The following is a 19,793-nucleotide window of genomic DNA, read 5'->3' as shown; positions in this document are numbered from 1 at the left end:
CGCCATCATCTTTAAGCACGGGGCAATATGTTGCACCTTACTCGAGAAAATAAAATGACAGAAAGTATCCAAGATTTTATTTCAACCAAATTGGCACAAGCGATTGCCAATCCGATTTTTCCTAGCCTAGATAGTCAATTGCGTGCAGGTCGGCATATTAGCCTCGAGCATTTGGACGAACACGCCTTTTTAATGGATTTTCAAGCTGAACTAGAGCAGTTTTACCGTCGTTATCACGTGGAACTCATTCGTGCTCCAGAAGGTTTCTTTTATTTGCGTCCGAAAGCTACAACACTGATTGCACGCAGCGCAATGTCGGAAATGGAAATGTTAGTGGGCAAAGTATTGTGCTATCTCTATCTCAGCCCAGAACGCCTTGCTCAACAAGGGATTTTCAGCTATGACGATGTTTATGATGAACTGCTTAATCTTGCTGATGAAAGCAAACTGCTCAAAGCGATTAATCCTCGTTCAACTGGTTCGGATTTGGATAAAGCCAAATTACAGGAAAGAGTGGGCGGGGCATTACGCCGTTTAGCACGTATTGGTATTGTCACTCGTGTTGGAGAGCAAAACAGTAAGAAGTTTATTATTTCAGAATCGGTATTTCGCTTTGGCGCGGACGTACGTACAGGTGATGATCCTCGAGAGGCGCAATTGCGTTTAATCCGCGATGGGGAAGCGACCACGCCAGAATTATTAAGCCAACAAGCGCTTGAATTAGCAGAAAATTCTGCAAACAGTGAAGAAAATGAACAAGATGAATTGGAGAATGAGGAAGCCTAATGGAAAGTCAAACTTTGCAAAATAATGAAATAATCGCACCGCTTGTCCGTCAAGACAGTGTTGTGCGAGGTAAATTCCGTTCTCTGACATTGATTAACTGGAACGGCTTTTTTGCTCGTACTTTTGATTTAGATGAATTAGTTACCACGCTTTCTGGTGGTAACGGCGCAGGTAAATCAACCACAATGGCAGGCTTTGTTACCGCGCTTATTCCTGATTTAACTTTGCTCAATTTCCGTAATACAACAGAAGCGGGTTCAACCTCGAGCAGTCGAGATAAAGGCTTATACGGTAAGCTGAAAGCAGGTGTTTGTTATGCGGTGTTAGAGAGCGAAAACTCCCGTGCTCAGCGTATTTTGACCGGTGTGCGTTTACAGCAAATTGCAGGGAGAGATAAAAAAGTTGATATTCGTTCATTCTCTTTACAAAACATTGAGCAAAATCAAAGTGTTATCAGCGTATTTACAGAACAGCTGGGGGAAAAGGCTCGTGTGCTTCCTCTAAATGAGTTGAAAGAAAAATTTGATGAGAGTGAAGTACTGTTTAAACAATATCACTCTATCACCGATTACCACTCATTTATGTTTGATCTGGGGGTGATCCCGAAACGGTTGCGTTCATCGTCAGATCGCGCCAAATTCTACAAACTGATTGAAGCCTCTCTTTACGGCGGCATATCCAGCGTGATTACGAAATCGCTACGTGATTACTTATTGCCGGAAAATACAGGCGTTCGCCAAGCATTCCAAGATATGGAATCGGCACTGCGTGAAAACCGAATGACTCTGGAGGCGATTAAGGTTACGCAGTCCGATCGTGATATGTTTAAAAAGTTGATTACCGAATCCACGAACTATGTTTCTGCTGACTATATGCGACATGCCAACGAACGCCGTGGCAATGTACAAAATGCGCTAGAAAAACGCCAAGAGTGGTATCAGGCGCAATCTAAATTAACTCTTGAGCAGCAACGCTTGGTTGAATTTAGTCGTGAAGTAGCGGAATTAAGTGAAGCAGAAGGCGGCTTAGAGACGGAATATAATAGTGCGTCCGATCATCTCAATTTGGTGCAAAATGCGGTTCGTCATCAAGAAAAAGTGGAACGTTATCAAGATGAAGTTGAAGAATTGCAAGGCAAAATTGAAGAGCAACAGATGGCAGTGGAAGAGATTGCCGGAAAAGTGGAAACATTGCAAGGACGAGCGGATGAAGCAGAAGATGTTGTGGAAGAGTTGCGGAGCCAAATGGCAGATTATCAACAAGCTTTGGATGCGCAACAAACTCGAGGCTTGCAATATCAGCAGGCGGTTGCGGCATTGGAAAAAGCAAAACAGCTTTGTGGTTTGCCGAATTTGGATCTGAATAATATTGAAGATTACCACGCTGAATTTAGTGCGCAACTTGATGAAATTACCGATCAGGTGTTTGATTTAGAGCAGCGTCTATCCGTATCGGAAATGTCGAAAACGCAGTTTGATAAAGCGTATGAATTAGTTTGCAAAATTTCGGGAGAAATTGACCGCTTGCACGCATGGGAAATGGCTCGAGATTTACTGGCTGAATTCTCCAACCAAAAAGCACAAGCGCAACAAGCGGTAGGGCTTCGCCAAAAACTTGCTGAATTAGAGCAACGCTTGCAATTGCAACAGAGTGCAGAACGTTTATTAGCTGAATTCAATCAAAAAGCGCAAATGCAGCTTGAGACAACTGATGAGCTAGAAAACTTCTTTGATGAGCAGCAAGCACGCCTTGAAGATTTAGAAAGTGAATTGGCGGAGCTAGTCGAGCATCGTTCAAGCCAGCGCCAACAACGAGAACAACTTAACCAACAATATCAGCAGCTTGCGAGCAATGCGCCTGCGTGGCATACCGCACAGTCTGCATTAAACCGTTTACAAGAGCAATGTCATGAAACCTTCGAAAATAGTCAAGCTGTGATGCAATTTATGCAGAATACGCTTAGCCGTGAAAGGGAAATGACACTTGAACGAGATGAATTAGCTCGCCGTGAACAGCTGTTAGAGGAACAAATTTCGCGTTTGAGCCAGCCAGACGGTTCAGAAGATGTGCGTTTAAATCATATTGCTGAAAAATTTGGCGGTGTGTTGCTATCTGAATTGTATGATGATGTATCGCTTGAAGATGCGCCTTATTTCTCTGCACTGTATGCCGAAGCTCGTCAAGCTATTGTGGTGCGAGATTTAGAAGCGGTTAAAGCTCAGCTTTCACAGCTTGATGATTGCCCTGATAATCTCTATTTGATCGAAGGTGATCCAAATGCCTTTGATGATAATGTATTTGCCAGCGAAGAACTGGGTGACGGGGTGGTTGTGCAGCTTTCTGATCGTCAATGGCGTTATTCTAAATTCGCTGAATTTGCGGTATTTGGTCGCGCTTCTCGTGAGAAACAGTTGGAAAAACTGAAAATTGAGCGTGATGAAACCGCGGAGCAGCACGCAGAACGAGCCTTTGAGGTACAAAAATGCCAACGGTTACACCAACATTTAAGCCAATTTGTGGGGACGCATTTGGCTCTTGCCTTCCAGCCTGATCCGGAAAGTGCTATGCAAGAAATTGCACAAAAACGGGTTGAATTGGATCGAGAATTAAATCAAGCACAAGGGCAAGAAAGCCAACTTCGTCATCAATTAGAGAACACTAAAGGTCTGTTACAGCTTTTAAATAAAATTATTCCGCAAATTGGATTATTAGCGGACGATAGTTTAGTTGAACGGGTAGAAGCTTGTCGTGAGCAATTATTGGAAGCTCAAGAAGATGAGCAATATATCCGCCAATTTGGCAACTATTTAAGCCAGCTAGAGCCGATTGCAGTAGCGTTAAAGAGTGATCCAACGCAATTTGAACAGCTTGAAAATGATTACAAACGCTCGGTTGAACACCAAAAATTACTCAATCAGAAAGTATTCGCTTTAGCTGATGTGAACAATCGCCGTTTACATTTCAGTTACCAGGAAACGCTTGGGACAGAAGGTTCTGCGCTTACAGAACAACTTCGCCAACGTTTAGAAAATGCTCAACGAGAACGTGAACAAAGCCGTGAACAGCTTCGCCAAGCGCAAACACAATATAGCCAATATATGCAGGTGTTGACCTCATTAAAAAGTGCATTTGATGCAAAAAATCAGATGTGGCAAGAGTTGTTGCGTGAAATGGACGAATATGGCATTCGTAATAATGATACCTCTGCGCTTGAACGAGCAGAAAATCGAAAAGAAGAAAGCTATCAACGTTTAAGCCAATTACGTACTCGCAAAGGTTATTTAGATAAACAACTTGCGGTGATTGAAGCAGAAATGGATAACCTCAATCGTACAGTACGTAAAGCAGAACGAGATTATCATACCCAACGTGAGATTGTGGTGCAGGCAAAAGCAAGCTGGTGTTTAGTGCAAAAACTCTCTCGCAACAGCGATGTGGAAAAACGCTTAAATCGCCGTGAACTCGCTTATCAATCAAGTGATGAGTTGCGTTCTATTTCGGATAAAGCATTGGGGGCGTTGCGCCAAGCGGTGGCGGATAATGAATACCTGCGTGATAGCTTGCGAGCGTCAGAAGACAGCCGTAAGCCTGAAAATAAAGTCGCATTCTTTATTTCGGTTTATCAGCATTTACGTGAACGTATTCGCCAAGACATTATCAAAACTGATGATCCGATTGATGCGATTGAGCAGATGGAGATTGAACTCTCTCGTTTAACCAATGAGCTGACTAGCCGTGAGAAAAAATTGGCGATCAGCAGTGAAAGTGTGGCAAACATTTTGCGTAAAACCATTCAGCGTGAGCAAAATCGTATTCTGCAATTGAACCAAGGCTTGCAAAATATTGCTTTTGGTCAGGTAAAAGGTGTACGTTTGGTCGTAAATATTCGTGAAACCCACGCGATTTTATTGAATGCATTATCGAGCGAACGAGAGCAACATACTGATCTGTTTGAAAACCAAAAACTTAGCTTCTCGGAAGCGCTTGCCATGCTATATAAACGTGTAAATCCACATATTGAGATGGGACAACGTACACCACAAACTATCGGTGAAGAGTTACTGGATTATCGTAATTATTTAGATCTAGAAGTGGAAACGTTTAGAGGGGCTGATGGTTGGATGCGAGCAGAGAGTAGTGCACTTTCCACTGGTGAGGCGATTGGTACGGGGATGTCTATCTTATTGATGGTCGTACAAAGTTGGGAGGAAGAATCTCGCCGTTTACGTGCTAAAGATCTTCTACCTGCTCGTCTATTATTCCTTGATGAAGCCGCCCGTTTAGATGCTACTTCAATTAACACGTTATTTGAACTCTGTGAACGTTTAGATATGCAATTGTTAATTGCCGCACCAGAAAATATTAGCCCAGAACGAGGCACAACTTACAAATTGGTACGTAAGATTAGCCATAATCAAGAGTACGTACATGTAGTTGGATTGAAAGGCTTTGGTCAGTAATCGCTAAAAGAGAGAATGAAAATTCTCTCTTTTTTTGATGATTGGCATACTGCCGGCAAAGTACATTAAAGCTTAAGGGGCTGTCCTAGATAACTAGCTCAAACTCCTCTTAACTAATTGTTTTAAAAAGGAAATTTGAGATTTTAAGTCACTGTGATTAAAACGCCATTCACATTCCTTCAAATACAGCTCAAAATGGGCTTTGGGAATGCCGTTAAATTTACGCAAATGACGTTTTGCTTGGCTCCGAAAATTCTCAATTCCGTTAATGTGATTTTGATTTTCAACGAAGTGCGTGCTGTGGTTGATGCGAAAATGATTAAATTCGCTCACATCAAGCACATCATAGCTTCGATAGAAATCTGTGTAAACAATGCTGTCCGGTTTCACTTTCTCTCGAATTATCGGCAAAAGTGTGGCAGATTGCATGTTCGGTACGACAACGGTATAAACCTTGCCGTCACGCTTTAAAAGCCCAAACACGGAGGTTTTACCTGCTGCACCACGACCTTCGTTTACCTTTGCGAGCACCGCCGAAATAGCTTTCGTCCGCTTCAATTTGGCCCTCAAGCATTTCCAAATGGGAGCTATGTTGATAGATGAGTAATCGCAAACGGTGAAAGTAATAGGCTACGGTGGTTTTGTTTACATTCACCAACTCAGACGCTGTTAGAGCAGTTACGCCTGCGACAAACAGCTCGATGAGCTTATGTTGTTTGTACTGACTTAGACGACTTTTTCTCATTAGGTTATCTTAACCTAAATGGAGTTTTAGTCGTTATCTAGGACAGCCCCATGTTTTTTTATACTCAGCCTTAATACGAGGAATATCCTCAGGGCAATATTTTTTCATTTGAGAAAATTGGAAAAATGGTATATCAAACGGGCTGCAAGATTGCGAGGTAAGCATAAAATCTCCTTATTTAATTCCCCAATGCCCACAGCAATAATGGTAATTGACCTATTGCGACAAACGGAAGAAAAATAATTGAAGCAGGTTCTTCTACAACAATATCCATAGCATCCCCTACGCTCGTGGATGACTTAGTCTGAAACCACATATCTTGCTTGGCTTGAGCAATTTTAAACGGTTGGCTAAATTTGAATTTCTGCAAGATTTCCTCTCGATTACTGATCGAAATTACTTGCCCGCCATCTAATATTCCCCAAGCATATAACGCATCTGAAGGTTCATTGTTTTCACGCCCGATACGAAATGGTGCTTGATCTTGAATTTTCTCTGCCGAGAGTAATTGCTGTCTTTCTGTGTTCGATAGTTTATTTGCAGGCATGATACCCCGATAAACAAAAGTCACCACAGGTTTTGCGTGCTTATCTTTCTTCTTTAGCCAAATTTCAGGATAGTGATCTGTAAGCCTTTTTCTATAAACTTTCTCAAAACTCACAATAGTTGAAAAAGCATCAATATTCTCTTTCCCTTCAAACGCATAAGAATACGTTTGCCCAATAACAATTAACTTATTCTCCACCACACCTGCGGCAAGAATTTTTTCATCATAAAATCGCACAGTTCTATGATCTTTCGTTGATGTACAGGCAACAAGAAACAAACTGACTAATAACAGTATTTTATGAAGCAATTTCATCATAAATTCCTCTTGTTTATCGTGTAACTTGAGTTAGTTAAGCATTATATTTGCGAAATAGCAAGCGGTTGAATTTGTAAAAATTTTTGGGGCTGTCCTAGATAACTAACCTAAACTTCTCTTAACTAATTGTTTTAAAAAGGAAATTTGAGATTTCAAGTCACTGTGATTAAAACGCCATTCGCATTCCTTCAAATACAGCTCAAAATGGGCTTTGGGAATGCCGTTAAATTTACGCAAATGACGTTTTGCTTGGCTCCGAAAATTCTCAATTCCGTTAATGTGATTTTGATTTTCAACGAAGTGCGTGCTGTGGTTGATGCGAAAATGATTAAATTCGCTCACATCAAGCACATCATAGCTTCGATAAAAATCGGTGTAAACAATGCTGTCCGGCTTCACTTTTTCCCGAATAATCGGCAAAAGGAAGTTTTAGTCGTTATCTAGGACAGCCCCAAGCTTAATGTTTCGCACTAAATCATGAATTAATTTAGGGCCTTGGTAAACCATGGCAGAGTAGAGTTGTAATAAACTTGCGCCGGCGGCAATTTTCTCTTGTCCGGATTGTACGGAATGGATCCCGCCGCTACCAATAATAGGGATACGCCCTTTTAACTCCATATTAAGGCGAGCTAAGGTTTGCGTGCTTAATTGGTGTAATGGCTTACCGCTTAGTCCACCTTGTTCCTGTGCACAAGGTTGCCCTTTTACCATATCTCTGGCTAGTGTGGTATTGCCAGCAATAACGCCATCAATCTGATGCCGTATAAGGCTATCTGCGACAGCAATGATTTCACTTTCTGTTAGATCAGGGGCGATCTTTAGTACAAGAGGTTTATAGGTTTGGTAGGTCTCAGCAAGATTTTTTTGTTCTGTTTTAAGCCGAGCAAGGAGATCATCTAATGCTTCGCCATATTGTAAGGTTCGTAAGTTTTTTGTGTTTGGCGATGAGATATTTACCGTAATATAACTTGCATAGGGATAAACTTTGCGTAAACAGGTTTGGTAATCATCAAAGCTGTTTTCAATCGGTGTCACGGCATTTTTGCCGATATTGATCCCTAAAATGCCATCAAATTTGGCTTTTTTAACGTTTTCAACCAGTACATCTACACCTAAATTATTAAAGCCGTTGCGGTTAATAATTCCTTCTGCATCTAAAAGGCGAAATTGGCGTGGGCGTGGATTGCCATCTTGGGCTTTGGGTGTTACCGTACCTACTTCAATAAAACCAAAACCGAGCTTGGCAAAGCCATCAATCGCTTCGCCATTTTTATCCGCACCTGCGGCTAAACCGATAGGATTTTTAAATGTTAATCCCATCACTTCAACAGGATGGTCGGGTAGGTTAGGCAGAGGGGATAAAGGCAGCTTACCAAGTAAGCTGAGGGCTCGAATGCTGAAATGGTGAGCGTTTTCTGCATCCATTGAGAATAGGGCTTTACGAATTAAACAGTACATGTTGTAAATTTTCCGAGAAAAATCACCGCTTGTTAGATTTCGTCATCTAATCTGCATGATCATAGACTTTTAAAACAATAAAAAGCCCAATCAATAGATTGGGCTAAATGAATGTTAGTGGCTAAACATGGCTGAAATGGATTCTTCGTTACTGATACGGCGAATCGCTTCCGCTAGCATGCCAGATAAAGTTAATTGGCGCACTTTATTTAATGCGCGGATTTCCGCAGAAAGTGGAATAGTGTCGGTGATGATCACCTCATCTAAGGCTTCATTTGCTAAGTTTTTTGCGGCAGAGCCAGAGAATACCGCGTGAGTTGCATAAGCAAATACACGGCGTGCACCACGTTCTTTTAATGCTTCAGCCGCTTTGACTAACGTGCCACCAGTATCGATCATATCATCAACTAAGATACAATCACGATCTGCAACATCACCAATAATATGCATCACTTGCGCGACATTTGCTTTCGGACGGCGTTTATCAATAATTGCCATGTCGGCATCATTTAATAATTTCGCAATTGCTCGTGCACGTACTACACCGCCGATATCAGGTGAAACAACGATAGGGTTCACTAAATCGGTTTTTTTCAAAATATCATCAAGTAAAACTGGCGAACCGAAGACGTTATCTACTGGTACGTCAAAGAAACCTTGAATTTGTTCTGCGTGTAAATCACAAGTCAATACACGATCTACACCAACACTAGAGAGGAAGTCTGCTACCACTTTTGCAGTAATAGGCACACGAGCAGAACGTACACGACGATCTTGGCGAGCATAACCGAAGTAAGGGATAACAGCGGTGATACGACCTGCAGAAGCTCGGCGTAATGCATCTACCATCACAACTAACTCCATTAAATTATCATTAGTTGGGGCGCAGGTAGATTGCACGATAAATACATCAGAACCACGCACGTTTTCATTCATTTGGACTTGAATTTCGCCATCACTAAAACGTCCCACAGTGGCATCACTTAAAGAAATGTAAAGACGTTCAGCAATACGTTTAGCTAATTCTGGCGTCGCATTGCCGGCGAAAAGTTTAATATCTGGCATTGGAAGGGACCTCGTAAATTAATAGAAATTGAGAGTTTGATGTAAAGGCGAAATGTTTTGTCCTTGGGCAACAAAACCTTGGTAATCAGAAGGCATTGCTTGGAACGCAGCAAGAGCATCATCTTTACAGTCGAATTCGGCGAAAACACAGGCACCTGTGCCTGTCAATCGGGCTGGGGCATATTTTATCAACCAAGATAGACATTCATCAACCTCTGGATAAAGATCTTTTACAATTTTTTCGCAATCGTTTAACCAAGGTGACTGTAAAAGCACCGTTAAAGTGCGCTTGGGTGTATTACGTGGTAGATCCGGATGGGAAAAAATAGCAGCGGTAGAAATTGCAACATCGGGTTTGAGTACCAAATACCATTTTTCCGGAATTTTGCAGGGGGTTAATTTTTCACCAACACCTTCGGCAAAAGCAGCGAAACCGTGCACAAAGATAGGCACATCTGCACCTAAGCTTAAGCCTAGTTCCGCTAATTGTTCCAAGGATAACTGGGTTTGCCATAAATGGTTTAACGCGACTAAAACCGTAGCTGCGTTTGATGAACCACCACCTAAACCCGCTCCCATTGGCAATTTTTTGTTTACTGCAATTTTGGCTCCTTGCGAACAAGCGGTCTGTTTTTGCAATAGTTTTGCTGCGCGATAAATTAAGTTTTCTTCGGTTGCGACTCCCTCAACAGCATTGAGTAGTTTGATCTCAGACTGTGCTGTGATTTCAATTTCGATTTCATCGCCAAAATCTAAAAATTGAAAAAGGGTTTGCAATTCGTGATAACCATTAGGCAGTTTGCCTGTAATATACAAAAAGAGATTTAATTTTGCTGGACTGGGGAAACAGTATTTACGCATTAGTACACCCAATTATCAATACGAATTTTCAAGGTTTGTTTACCATTAATAAGATTGATCAGTTTTGGCAAGTTTGGTTGGCTATCTTCATGATATTCCACAAATGAAACTTGCCACACTGTACCGTTTACAGGGTAGTCAAATTGTGCCAATTGACGTTTTTCGTTTACTACATAGTGGCTGTGGGCTTCAGGTTGCCCCTTCACCCAGTAAGCAAATTGGTCGATGGGAAATGAAACTCCAATAATCTCTTCCATTAGCGCATTCACATTGCGTTCGGTGCGGGAGCGCCCTTTTTCATCGGAGATCGTCATTCCCTGTGCAGTACGCTGAAAGGTTAATGATTTACTTGAAAGATTCGATGACATCGTCAGGCTAAAATTAGTTGGTGTTTTGTACTGCCACTTGAAGTGAGAAGAAAATCGCTCTTCTGGCGAGATATAGCCCAATTGCCCTTGTGCTTGGTAGCTATTGATTTTTTGCAGTTGTGCTAAATGTTGCTGCCATTGCAGATCATTATGCGGGATTTGTACTGAGGGCTGCTTAATTTGCGTAGGAGCATCTAACACAGATTGACAACCAGTTAAAATAAGTAATGCCGAGAGAGATAAATAAAAACGAAGTTTTTTCATAATGAAAAGAAAAAAATGAAAGTGGTGAAAGTATAGCGAAAATTACTATTTTCAGCAATTTTGCAAAAAATCCTGCAAATTCGACCGCATGTGTTAGAATCTTGGCGATTTTCTTTGGAATAAATAGTATGAGCCAAGCGACATTTTTTATCTATGATTTTGAAAGTTTTGGGGTAAACCCTGCTAGTGATCGCCCTGCACAATTTGCCGGCATTCGTACCGATATGGATTTTAATATTATCGGTGAGCCAATGATGATCTATTGCAAGCAAACAGCAGATTATTTGCCTTCTCCTGAGGCCATGATGGTGACAGGCATTACCCCCCAAATATGCAATGAAAAAGGGGTCTCTGAGCCAGAATTTGCTGCGCAAATTCACGCTGAATTTAGTCAGCCAAATACTTGTATAATGGGGTATAACAATATTCGCTATGACGATGAAATGACGCGTTATACTTTCTTCCGTAATTTTTTTGACCCCTATGAATATAGTTGGAAAAGTGGTAATTCGCGTTGGGATCTATTAGATGTGGTACGCGCGTGTTATGCCTTACGCCCAGAGGGGATTGAATGGGCATATGATGACGAGGGCATGCCGAGCTTTAAACTAGAAAATTTAACTAAAGCGAATGGTATTGAACATGAAAATGCACATGATGCAATGGCAGATGTGTATGCCACGATTGCGATGGCGAAATTAATCAAACAAAAACAACCGAAATTATTTGAGTTCTTTTTTAAAAACCGCGGTAAAAAAGCTATAGAAGCGATGATTGATACTGCAGAACTCACGCCTTTAGTTCATGTTTCCGGAATGCTGGGGAATTATCGCGGCAATACGGCGTGGGTAGTGCCTTTGGCTTGGCATCCGACTAACCAAAACGCTGTTATTGTGTGTGATCTTGCAGGCCAAATAGATGATTTGTTAAATGAACCGGCAGAAGTATTAAAACAACGACTCTATACTAAAAAAAGTGAGTTAGAAGAGCAGGGGCTTACAGCAGTACCACTAAAATTAGTGCACATTAATAAATGTCCCATTATTGCTCCTGCAAAAACGTTATTACCAGAAAATGCAACACGTTTAGGTATCGATCGCCAAATGTGCTTGGAAAATCTACAAAAACTTAAGGCACAAAAAGGGTTAGTGCGAGAAAAGGTACTGGATATTTTTAATGAAGAGCGAGTTTTTGCTGAAAGCGATAATGTAGAAACTTCATTGTATGATGGTTTTTTTGAACCGGCAGATAAGAACAATATGGCAATTTTGCGCCAACTTAAGCCAGAAGAGTTAGCAAATCACGGATTGAAATTTAATGATCCTCGTGTGGAAAAATTGCTGTTTCACTATCGTGCCAGACACTATCCACATACTTTAAATCGTGCTGAACAAGTTCGTTGGCAAAAATATTGCGATCAGCAGCTTGAGCTGCGAGCGAAACCATTTAGCGAAGCTTTACATCGCTTGGCGATAGCGTTTCATGATAACCCAGAAAAATTGCAGTTACTTGAACAGTTGGAGCAATATGCTGTGCAAATTACACAGGAAGGGCAACTCATTCCCTCGCAAGAAAGTCATGAGAATCAAGCTATCGTGAATGCATTGAATTCACTTGCTGAGCAGGCGTTAGATAAATCGGCTAAACTTAAAATGCTGAATCAGCTATTAGCTGTGAAAGCATAGGCTAAGTTAAAAATGTTCAATCAGTAAAGTTAGGCCGAAATAAAATCTTCAATCATATAGACAATCGTTTGCCAAGCTTATAATATGGGAAAGCTGGTTAGATTAATTAACAAGAGTTTTATATGAGAAAAACCATTTTAGCGGCACTGGTTGCCGTTTCTTTTTTAGGTGGTGAGAATGCCATCGCAAACACAACACAAGCGGTCGAAATTTCAGAAAATTCTGCAAAACAGGCATTGGTGATGCAAACTGATTTTAGTTTGCGTGATGGTGCCGTTTCAGCGATGAAAGGCGTTGCATTTGGGGTAGATAGTCATTTGAATATGTTCGATCTTACCCATGAAATTCCGCCATATAATATTTGGGAAGCCGCTTATCGTCTCTATCAAACGGCAACCTACTGGAAACCAGGAACAGTCTTTGTTAGTGTGGTTGATCCCGGAGTAGGTACAGATCGTCAATCTGTGGTATTGAAAACGAAAACGGGACATTATTTTGTGACACCGGATAATGGTACGCTAACTTTAGTTGCTGAGCATTTAGGCATTGAGGCGGTACGCCAGATTGACGAAAGCAAAAACCGCCTTGAAGGTTCTGAGAAATCCTATACCTTCCATGGGCGTGATGTATATGCCTACACAGGAGCAAGATTAGCCTCAGGGCAGATTAGCTTTGAGGAAGTTGGGGCAGAGCTTGAGCCAAAGGTGGTAGAGATTGATTATCAACGTCCAACCTTAGAAGAAGGTGTGTTAAAAGGGAATATTCCAGTATTAGATATTCAATATGGCAATATTTGGACAAATATTAGCGATACACTATTGACTCAAGCTGGTATTGAGAAAGATCAGCGGTTGTGTGTTGAAATTAGAGAGCAAACCGATGATGGTATACGTATTCGCTATAGTGGCGCAATGCCGTATAAAAATAGTTTTGGCGATGTAGAAGAGGGGAGACCTCTTATCTATTTGAATAGCTTACTGAATGTCTCTTTTGCATTGAATATGGATAGCTTTTCCGAGAAATACAAAATTGGCTCGGGAGCAGAATGGTCGGTTGCGATTAAATCCTGCGAAAAGAAAAACAGTGAGAAAAGTAACGAAAAGACAGAAATTAAATAATTTAGGGGGCAATAATTGCCCCCGATTCATTATGATGAAACTGATTGAAAAACATCCATTTCCAGCTATTTTGCCACAGCATGCGACTGTCATGATGATGGGAACATTTCCGCCAACGGTCGAAAAGCGTTGTATGGAATTTCACTATCCTAATTTTCAGAATGATATGTGGCGTATTTACGGCGCACTCTTTTTTAATGATCCGGCATATTTTTGTGTGCCAGGAGAGAAACGCTTTGATCCTCTGAGAATCGAACAATTTCTACGTTCTCAGGGGATTGCATTGTGTTCTACAGTGCAAAGCGCAATCCGTGAGCAAGGAAATGCTGCAGATAAGCATTTACGTATTGTTGAGCCTGTTGATTTAACGGCTGTTTTAGCCAAGCTGCCTGCTTGTCGATGGATTTTCACCACCGGCGAAAAAGCGACTGATACCCTGTTATCGCTATTACCAAATAAAATTAAAATGCCTAAAACAAATGAATTTATTACTTTTCCCTATTGTGCTGAGCGAGAGCTCTTTTTATATCGTTTGCCTTCTACTTCTCGGGCTTATCCACTAAGTTTTGCGAAGAAATGCGAAGCATATCGTCGTTTTTTTGAAATAAGCGGAATTTTAGCATGATTTATGATTTACACAGCCATAGCACTGCATCTGACGGCATGCTTACGCCGACAGAGTTAGTACAACGTGCGTTGGATAACCAAGTTGAAATGTTGGCATTAACGGATCACGATACGCTGGGAGGAATTGCAGAAGCAAAAGCTTTTGCAGCAGATAAGGCTATTCGCTTTATCAGTGGGGTAGAGATCTCTATTTTATGGGAAAATAAAAGTATTCACCTTGCTGCATTGAATATTGATGAGCATCATGCTGCGCTAAATCAGCTTTTAGAACAACAAAAAATTTGGCGAGAAGCTCGCGCAATACAAATTGGCGAAAAACTGGCTAAAGCGGGTATTCCAAATGCATATGAAGGGGCAAAGAAATTAGCCAGCGGTGAAGTGACCCGTGCCCATTATGGTCGTTTTCTGCTTGAACAAGGCCATGTTAAAAATATTGAACAGGCATTTAAACGTTATTTAGGCATAGGAAAACCGGCTTATGTAAAACCTGTGTGGTGTTCATTACAAGAGGCGGTAGATATTACTCATCAAGCGGGGGGAGTAATTTGTGTCGCTCATCCATTACGCTATAAACTCACTGCGCGTTGGGTACGTCGTTTAATTGCAGAATTTAAGCAGGCTGGCGGAGACGGCATTGAGGTGGCTGGTGCGGCACAAACGCCAGATCAGCGTCACCTTTTAGCACGTTGGGCTGAAGAGTTTGATCTCTATGCTTCAGGCGGTTCTGATTTCCATTATCCGACAGGCTGGATTGAATTAGGTAAGGGGCTTACGCTCCCCCAAAATTGTAAACCGATCTGGCAGTTATTTTAAGGACAAGATAAATTGGGATGCCCACAGCCTTGAGCGGCTGTTGAGCATTATTGTGCTAGCCATTGCATAAAATCAGCAACAGTAAAGAAGGAGCCAAAGATTAAAATGATATCTTGGGCGTTAGCATGTTCAAAGGCGGCCAATGCAGCTTGATTTACCTGGGCAAAGATATGGCAATCTGCATGAGGTAACTGTCGTTGAAGCTTATTGGCAACATCTGTGCCACTTTGTCCTCGATAGCCAGCTAAGCCAGCGCAATACCAATGATCAATAATCCCAGTAAGTGGTTGCACAATACCATTTAAATCTTTATCCACCAAAGCGCTAAATACAGCATAAACTTGTGTTTCTGGTGTTTTTAAGGCTTGTAACCTTGTTGCCAAATAGCGTGCTGCGTGGGGATTATGCCCGACATCAACAATCACTTTTGCAAGCGGTCGTTTTTGCGAAAATTGTGCAAAATCTTGAGCATCTAAGGTTTGGAAGCGCCCCACCATTTTGGTATTTTTTACCGCATTTTCTACCGCTTGTTCGCTGATTTCAAATGGCAGTAAATCGACAACAGCAAGTGCTGTCGCACAATTAGGTTGAGGAATTTGTGGTAAAGGTAATTGGCATTTGTATTGCTTTCCTTGCCAGATAAATTGATCGCCTGAGATCTGGAATTGCCAATCGTGATCACGTTGTGAAATGTGGCAGTTTAACTGTTTGGCATATTCTAATACGGATATCGGACAGTCTGGCTCGCCAATCACTACGGGGATATTTTCACGGAAAACCCCAGCTTTTTCTCGCCCGATCGCTTCACGGTTGTCGCCAAGAAATTCAACGTGGTCAATATCAATAGAGGTGATTACGGCTAAATTGGGATCTACAATGTTGGTTGCATCTAAGCGCCCCCCTAGTCCGACTTCTAAAATCGCGACATCAACTTGAGCTTGGCGAAATATATCCAATGCAGCTAAAGTGCCGAATTCAAAATAGGTTAAGGATTGAGATTTATGCTGTTCAATATAATTAAAACTTGCGATTAAGGTGCTATCATCAACGGGCATACCATTAAGGCGCACTCGCTCATTATAGTGGATGAGATGCGGTGAAGAATAAACGCCAACTTTCAAACCGCTATTTAGCAAAATTTGCTCAAGTAATCGACAAGTTGAGCCTTTGCCATTTGTGCCGGCAACGGTAATTACATAAGAGGTGGGAGTTAATAAATCTAAGCCGCTAGCAACGGTTTTAACACGCTCTAATCCCATATCAATGGGTTTAAAGTGACTTTTTTCTAAATAGGAAAGCCACGTTTCCAAAGAATCCGTGGCTTTTGGTTTCATCGTATTGTTCATTATTCAACAACTTCTTCAAGCAATTCGCCTGCTTTAAACGGGCTTGGTTGATTAGTGAGTTTAGCAACAAGGCGGGCAAGCGTATCACGCATTTCTTTACGTTCTACGATCATATCAATCGCGCCTTTTTCTAATAGAAACTCACTGCGTTGGAAACCTTCCGGTAGTTTTTCGCGGACGGTTTGTTCAATCACTCGAGGCCCAGCAAAACCGATTAACGCTTTTGGCTCTGCGATATTGATATCGCCTAACATCGCTAAACTTGCTGAGACACCACCTAAAGTTGGGTCAGTTAAGACAGAAATAAATGGCACGCCCATTTCACGCATACGCGCTAAAATTGCACTGGTCTTTGCCATTTGCATTAATGAGAGCAGTGCTTCTTGCATACGTGCCCCGCCTGATGCGGAGAAACAGATAAAAGGAATATTTTCTGATAAAGCTTTTTCGGCAGCTCGCACAAATTTTGCACCGACTACAGAGCCCATTGAGCCGCCCATAAATTCAAAATTAAAAGCCGCAACAACGACAGGCATATCAAACAATTTACCAGACATTACAATCATGGCATCTTTTTCGCCAGTCTGTTTTTGTGCGCTTGAAAGACGATCTTTATATTTTTTCAGATCTTTAAATTTTAAAACGTCTTGCGGCTCTAAATCTAAACCAAGTTCTTGGGCACTATCTTGATCCAGCAAGTTTAATAAGCGAGTACGAGCATTGATACGCATATGGTGGCCACATTTTGGGCAAACTTGCATATTGCGTTTTAATTCTTCGCTATATAACACCTGTTCACAGCTAGTGCATTTTGTCCATACGCCTTCTGGAATTTTTGATTTGGCGTGGCTAGAGGATGTCGAACTTTTACCTAAAATGCGTTCAATCCAACTCATTGGGAATTCCTTCTTTATTCACTGAAAAATTGGCGTGCATTAAAGCATAAAATCGCACAGATTGCCATAATCAAAGGTTTAACCACTTATTGATTTGGGGAGAATTGGACAAATTGCCCTAAATAAGCGAAAATTCGCCCTTTCGTTTTTTTACCTTTTGCCAAACAGATTTGTAAACCAATGACCAGCGAAATCAACTATGACGGCGTAGAGCAGATGCCGCTCAAGCAATTTACCGAAAGTGCTTATCTTAACTATTCCATGTATGTGATTATGGACAGAGCCTTACCATTTATTGGTGATGGTTTAAAGCCAGTGCAACGCCGCATTATTTATGCGATGTCAGAAATCGGGCTAAAAGCCAGTGCGGCTTATGCAAAATCCGCTCGTACTATCGGGGAAGTGATCGGTAAATATCACCCTCACGGCGATGCAGCTAGTTATGGGGCGATGGTGCTGATGGCTCAACCATTCTCTTACCGCTATCCGCTCGTTGATGGGCACGGTAACTTTGGTTCGCCTGATGAGCCGAAATCTTTTGCTGCAATGCGATACACCAAATCTCGCTTAGCAAAATTTGCTGAATTACTGCTTGAAGAACTTAATCAAGGTGCCGCAGAGTATCAACCTAACTTTGATGCAACGCTTGAAGAGCCAAAATCTTTCCCTGCTCGCCTACCACATATTTTGCTCAACGGCACAATGGGGATTGCGGTTGGGCTTTCCACCAACATTCCATCGCACAATATCAATGAGCTTGCCGATGCTTGCGTGATGTTGCTGGATAATCCAAATGCAAACTTAAATGATCTGTTTACCGTAGTACAAGCCCCCGACTACCCGACAGAAGCAGAAATTATCACGCCAAAATCTGAACTGGCAAAAATGTATGAAAGTGGCAAAGGCTCTGTGACCCAACGTGCGGTTTGGACAAAAGAGAAAAGCGATATTGTTGTAACTGCCCTGCCTTATCAAGTTTCGCCATCGGAAATTATCAGTCAAATTGCGAAACAGATGACGGATAAAAAATTGCCACAAATCGAAGACGTGCGTGATGAAAGCGGTAAGGATAACGCTACTCGTTTAGTGATTATTCCACGCTCAAACCGAGTAGATGCCGAAGAAGTGATGAGTCACCTGTTTGCCACGACGGATCTTCAGAAAAACTATCGAGTCAATATGAATATGATCGGACTTGATGGCAAACCTGCAGTAAAAGGCTTGGTGCAAATTTTAAGCGAATGGCTTACCTTCCGCCGCCAAACTGTTACTCGTCGCTTAAATTTCCGCTTAGATAAAATTTTAAGCCGTCTGCATATTCTTGAAGGCTTGATGATTGCTTATCTCAACATTGATGAAGTGATCGAAATTATCCGCAACGAAGATGAACCGAAAATGGTATTGATGGCGCGTTTTAATTTAAGCGATACGCAAGCAGAAGCCATTTTAAACTTGCGTTTACGCCATCTTGCTAAATTGGAAGAGCACGAATTACAAGCTGAACAAGCCAAATTAGAGGAAGAGAAAAGCTATCTACAAGCGATTCTAGGTTCAGAACGCAAGCTCAACAATTTAATTAAGAAAGAAATTCAAGCCGATGCGAAAACATTCGCTAGTCAAAGAATGTCGCCACTAGTAGAACGAGCAGAAGCAAAAGCCTTTAGTGAAAGTGATATAACCCCAGTGGAAGCTGTGACCATTATTCTTTCTGAAAAAGGCTGGATTCGTTGTGCTAAAAGCCATGATTTTGATGCACAGAATGCCAGTTATAAAGCTGGCGACCGTTATTTAGCTCATGCTTGCGGTAAGAGTAATCAAGCTGCAGTATTTATTGATAGCACGGGACGGGCTTATGCACTTGACCCAAATTCTCTGCCATCAGCAAGAACGCAGGGAGAGCCTATTAGCGGACGCATTAATTTACCAGCAGGTGCAACTATTGAAACTGTACTCATTGGCGATGAAAGCCAAAAAGTGCTCATGGCATCGGATTCGGGCTACGGTTTTATCTGTACGATTGGCGATTTAATTTCTCGCAACAAAGCGGGTAAAGCGGTCATTTCTCTGCCAGAAAATGCAAAAGTGTTACCGCCACAACTGATTGATGAGAGCGAAGAAAATCTACTTGTGGCGATGAGTAGTGTCGGTAGAATGTTGGTATTCCCAGTGTCGGAATTACCAACACTAGCAAAAGGTAAGGGTAATAAGATTATCAACATCTCTGCTGCCGCAGCCAAAGACGGCACAGAATTATTAGCACGACTGTTTGTGATTAAGCCAAGTAACTCACTCGTCTTTATTTCTGGTAAACGAAAAATTACGCTCAAACCAAGCGATATTGAACACTACCGTGGCGAACGAGCGAGAAAAGGCTCACCACTGGTGCGTGGATTAAATGCCAATACAGAAGTTGAGATTATTGAGTAGAATAATTAA

General features: G+C 41.7%; 14 protein-coding genes and 3 pseudogenes. 7 read left to right on the top strand and 10 right to left on the bottom strand.

The genetic code is table 11. The annotated features are described in order from the left end of the window. Positions 1-54: 54 nt before the first annotated feature. Both mukE and mukB read left to right on the top strand, forming a co-directional pair. Positions 55-786 carry a chromosome partition protein MukE gene (gene mukE / locus F542_RS05995; RefSeq protein WP_025267108.1) on the top strand — a complete coding sequence of 244 codons (732 nt, stop codon included), beginning with the start codon at positions 55-57 and terminating at the stop codon, positions 784-786. Continuing rightward, positions 786-5,246 (top strand): chromosome partition protein MukB, encoded by a 4,461-nt coding sequence (mukB, locus tag F542_RS05990; RefSeq protein ID WP_015432403.1) that lies wholly within the window; start codon positions 786-788, stop codon positions 5,244-5,246. The genes mukE and mukB overlap by 1 nt, the downstream gene beginning before the upstream one ends. A 93-nt stretch (positions 5,247-5,339) precedes the next feature. On the opposite strand, the pseudogene F542_RS05985 reads toward mukB, so the two are convergent. The 8 genes and pseudogenes from F542_RS05985 to lolB all read right to left on the bottom strand — a co-directional run bounded on the left by F542_RS05985 (position 5,340) and on the right by lolB (position 10,872). Continuing rightward, positions 5,340-5,991 (bottom strand): annotated as a pseudogene (locus F542_RS05985) (IS1595 family transposase). A 48-nt stretch (positions 5,992-6,039) separates the two neighbouring features. Further along, positions 6,040-6,156, bottom strand: a pseudogene (locus tag F542_RS10895) (HI_0552 family protein); the annotation flags it as partial. A gap of 13 nt (positions 6,157-6,169) precedes the next feature. After that, on the bottom strand, positions 6,170-6,856 hold the full coding sequence (locus F542_RS05980) for a hypothetical protein (protein ID WP_231504922.1): 687 nt from the start codon (positions 6,854-6,856) through the stop codon (positions 6,170-6,172). A gap of 102 nt (positions 6,857-6,958) precedes the next feature. After that, positions 6,959-7,279, bottom strand: a pseudogene (locus tag F542_RS10890) (IS1595 family transposase); the annotation flags it as partial. Positions 7,280-7,285: 6 nt separating this feature from the next. After that, the gene (pyrD, locus tag F542_RS05970; RefSeq protein ID WP_015432407.1) at positions 7,286-8,314 is read right to left on the bottom strand and encodes a quinone-dependent dihydroorotate dehydrogenase; all 1,029 of its coding nucleotides are present in this window, start codon (positions 8,312-8,314) and stop codon (positions 7,286-7,288) included. A gap of 114 nt (positions 8,315-8,428) precedes the next feature. Next, on the bottom strand, positions 8,429-9,379 hold the full coding sequence (locus tag F542_RS05965) for a ribose-phosphate pyrophosphokinase (RefSeq protein ID WP_025267105.1): 951 nt from the start codon (positions 9,377-9,379) through the stop codon (positions 8,429-8,431). An 18-nt stretch (positions 9,380-9,397) separates the two neighbouring features. Then, positions 9,398-10,240, bottom strand: a complete 843-nt coding sequence (gene ispE / locus F542_RS05960) for a 4-(cytidine 5'-diphospho)-2-C-methyl-D-erythritol kinase (RefSeq protein ID WP_015432409.1) — start codon at positions 10,238-10,240, stop codon at positions 9,398-9,400. Further along, positions 10,240-10,872: a lipoprotein insertase outer membrane protein LolB gene (lolB, locus tag F542_RS05955; protein ID WP_025267104.1), complete on the bottom strand. Its 633-nt coding sequence runs from the start codon at positions 10,870-10,872 to the stop codon at positions 10,240-10,242. The genes ispE and lolB overlap by 1 nt, the downstream gene beginning before the upstream one ends. Before the next feature lie 128 nt (positions 10,873-11,000). Between lolB and sbcB the strand changes: the two genes are divergently transcribed. From sbcB to F542_RS05935, 4 genes are all read left to right on the top strand, one after another. Next, positions 11,001-12,557 (top strand): exodeoxyribonuclease I, encoded by a 1,557-nt coding sequence (gene sbcB / locus F542_RS05950; protein ID WP_015432411.1) that lies wholly within the window; start codon positions 11,001-11,003, stop codon positions 12,555-12,557. A 122-nt stretch (positions 12,558-12,679) separates the two neighbouring features. Beyond that, on the top strand, positions 12,680-13,675 hold the full coding sequence (locus F542_RS05945; RefSeq protein ID WP_025267103.1) for an SAM hydrolase/SAM-dependent halogenase family protein: 996 nt from the start codon (positions 12,680-12,682) through the stop codon (positions 13,673-13,675). A gap of 31 nt (positions 13,676-13,706) precedes the next feature. Next, on the top strand, positions 13,707-14,300 hold the full coding sequence (locus tag F542_RS05940) for a DNA glycosylase (protein WP_025267102.1): 594 nt from the start codon (positions 13,707-13,709) through the stop codon (positions 14,298-14,300). After that, positions 14,297-15,115: a PHP domain-containing protein gene (locus F542_RS05935; RefSeq protein WP_025267101.1), complete on the top strand. Its 819-nt coding sequence runs from the start codon at positions 14,297-14,299 to the stop codon at positions 15,113-15,115. Before F542_RS05940 ends, F542_RS05935 begins: the two co-directional genes overlap by 4 nt. Before the next feature lie 47 nt (positions 15,116-15,162). Here F542_RS05935 and folC read toward each other — a convergent pair whose 3' ends face one another. Both folC and accD read right to left on the bottom strand, forming a co-directional pair. Then, positions 15,163-16,461: a bifunctional tetrahydrofolate synthase/dihydrofolate synthase gene (gene folC / locus F542_RS05930; RefSeq protein WP_025267100.1), complete on the bottom strand. Its 1,299-nt coding sequence runs from the start codon at positions 16,459-16,461 to the stop codon at positions 15,163-15,165. Further along, positions 16,461-17,357, bottom strand: a complete 897-nt coding sequence (gene accD, locus F542_RS05925) for an acetyl-CoA carboxylase, carboxyltransferase subunit beta (RefSeq protein ID WP_015432416.1) — start codon at positions 17,355-17,357, stop codon at positions 16,461-16,463. Before accD ends, folC begins: the two co-directional genes overlap by 1 nt. A 180-nt stretch (positions 17,358-17,537) precedes the next feature. On the opposite strand from accD, the gene parC reads away from it, so the two are divergent. After that, entirely contained in the window at positions 17,538-19,784 is a 2,247-nt protein-coding gene (gene parC / locus F542_RS05920; protein ID WP_025267099.1) for a DNA topoisomerase IV subunit A, read from the top strand. Positions 19,785-19,793: the final 9 nt, after the last annotated feature.

Source organism: Bibersteinia trehalosi USDA-ARS-USMARC-188, assembly GCF_000521725.1.
Taxonomy (GTDB): Bacteria; Pseudomonadota; Gammaproteobacteria; order Enterobacterales; family Pasteurellaceae; genus Bibersteinia; species Bibersteinia trehalosi.
Note: the sequence above shows the minus strand (reverse complement) of the source record. Positions and strands in the feature narration are given on the sequence as shown.

Bases quoted from the DNA above. Each gene is read 5' to 3' on its own strand.
- mukE (WP_025267108.1), top strand. From the start codon at position 55: ATGACAGAAAGTATCCAAGATTTTATTTCAACCAAATTGGCACAAGCG.
- mukB (WP_015432403.1), top strand. From the start codon at position 786: ATGGAAAGTCAAACTTTGCAAAATAATGAAATAATCGCACCGCTTGTC.
- F542_RS05980 (WP_231504922.1), bottom strand. From the start codon at position 6,856: ATGATGAAATTGCTTCATAAAATACTGTTATTAGTCAGTTTGTTTCTT.
- pyrD (WP_015432407.1), bottom strand. From the start codon at position 8,314: ATGTACTGTTTAATTCGTAAAGCCCTATTCTCAATGGATGCAGAAAAC.
- F542_RS05965 (WP_025267105.1), bottom strand. From the start codon at position 9,379: ATGCCAGATATTAAACTTTTCGCCGGCAATGCGACGCCAGAATTAGCT.
- ispE (WP_015432409.1), bottom strand. From the start codon at position 10,240: ATGCGTAAATACTGTTTCCCCAGTCCAGCAAAATTAAATCTCTTTTTG.
- lolB (WP_025267104.1), bottom strand. From the start codon at position 10,872: ATGAAAAAACTTCGTTTTTATTTATCTCTCTCGGCATTACTTATTTTA.
- sbcB (WP_015432411.1), top strand. From the start codon at position 11,001: ATGAGCCAAGCGACATTTTTTATCTATGATTTTGAAAGTTTTGGGGTA.
- F542_RS05945 (WP_025267103.1), top strand. From the start codon at position 12,680: ATGAGAAAAACCATTTTAGCGGCACTGGTTGCCGTTTCTTTTTTAGGT.
- F542_RS05940 (WP_025267102.1), top strand. From the start codon at position 13,707: ATGATGAAACTGATTGAAAAACATCCATTTCCAGCTATTTTGCCACAG.
- F542_RS05935 (WP_025267101.1), top strand. From the start codon at position 14,297: ATGATTTATGATTTACACAGCCATAGCACTGCATCTGACGGCATGCTT.
- folC (WP_025267100.1), bottom strand. From the start codon at position 16,461: ATGAACAATACGATGAAACCAAAAGCCACGGATTCTTTGGAAACGTGG.
- accD (WP_015432416.1), bottom strand. From the start codon at position 17,357: ATGAGTTGGATTGAACGCATTTTAGGTAAAAGTTCGACATCCTCTAGC.
- parC (WP_025267099.1), top strand. From the start codon at position 17,538: ATGACCAGCGAAATCAACTATGACGGCGTAGAGCAGATGCCGCTCAAG.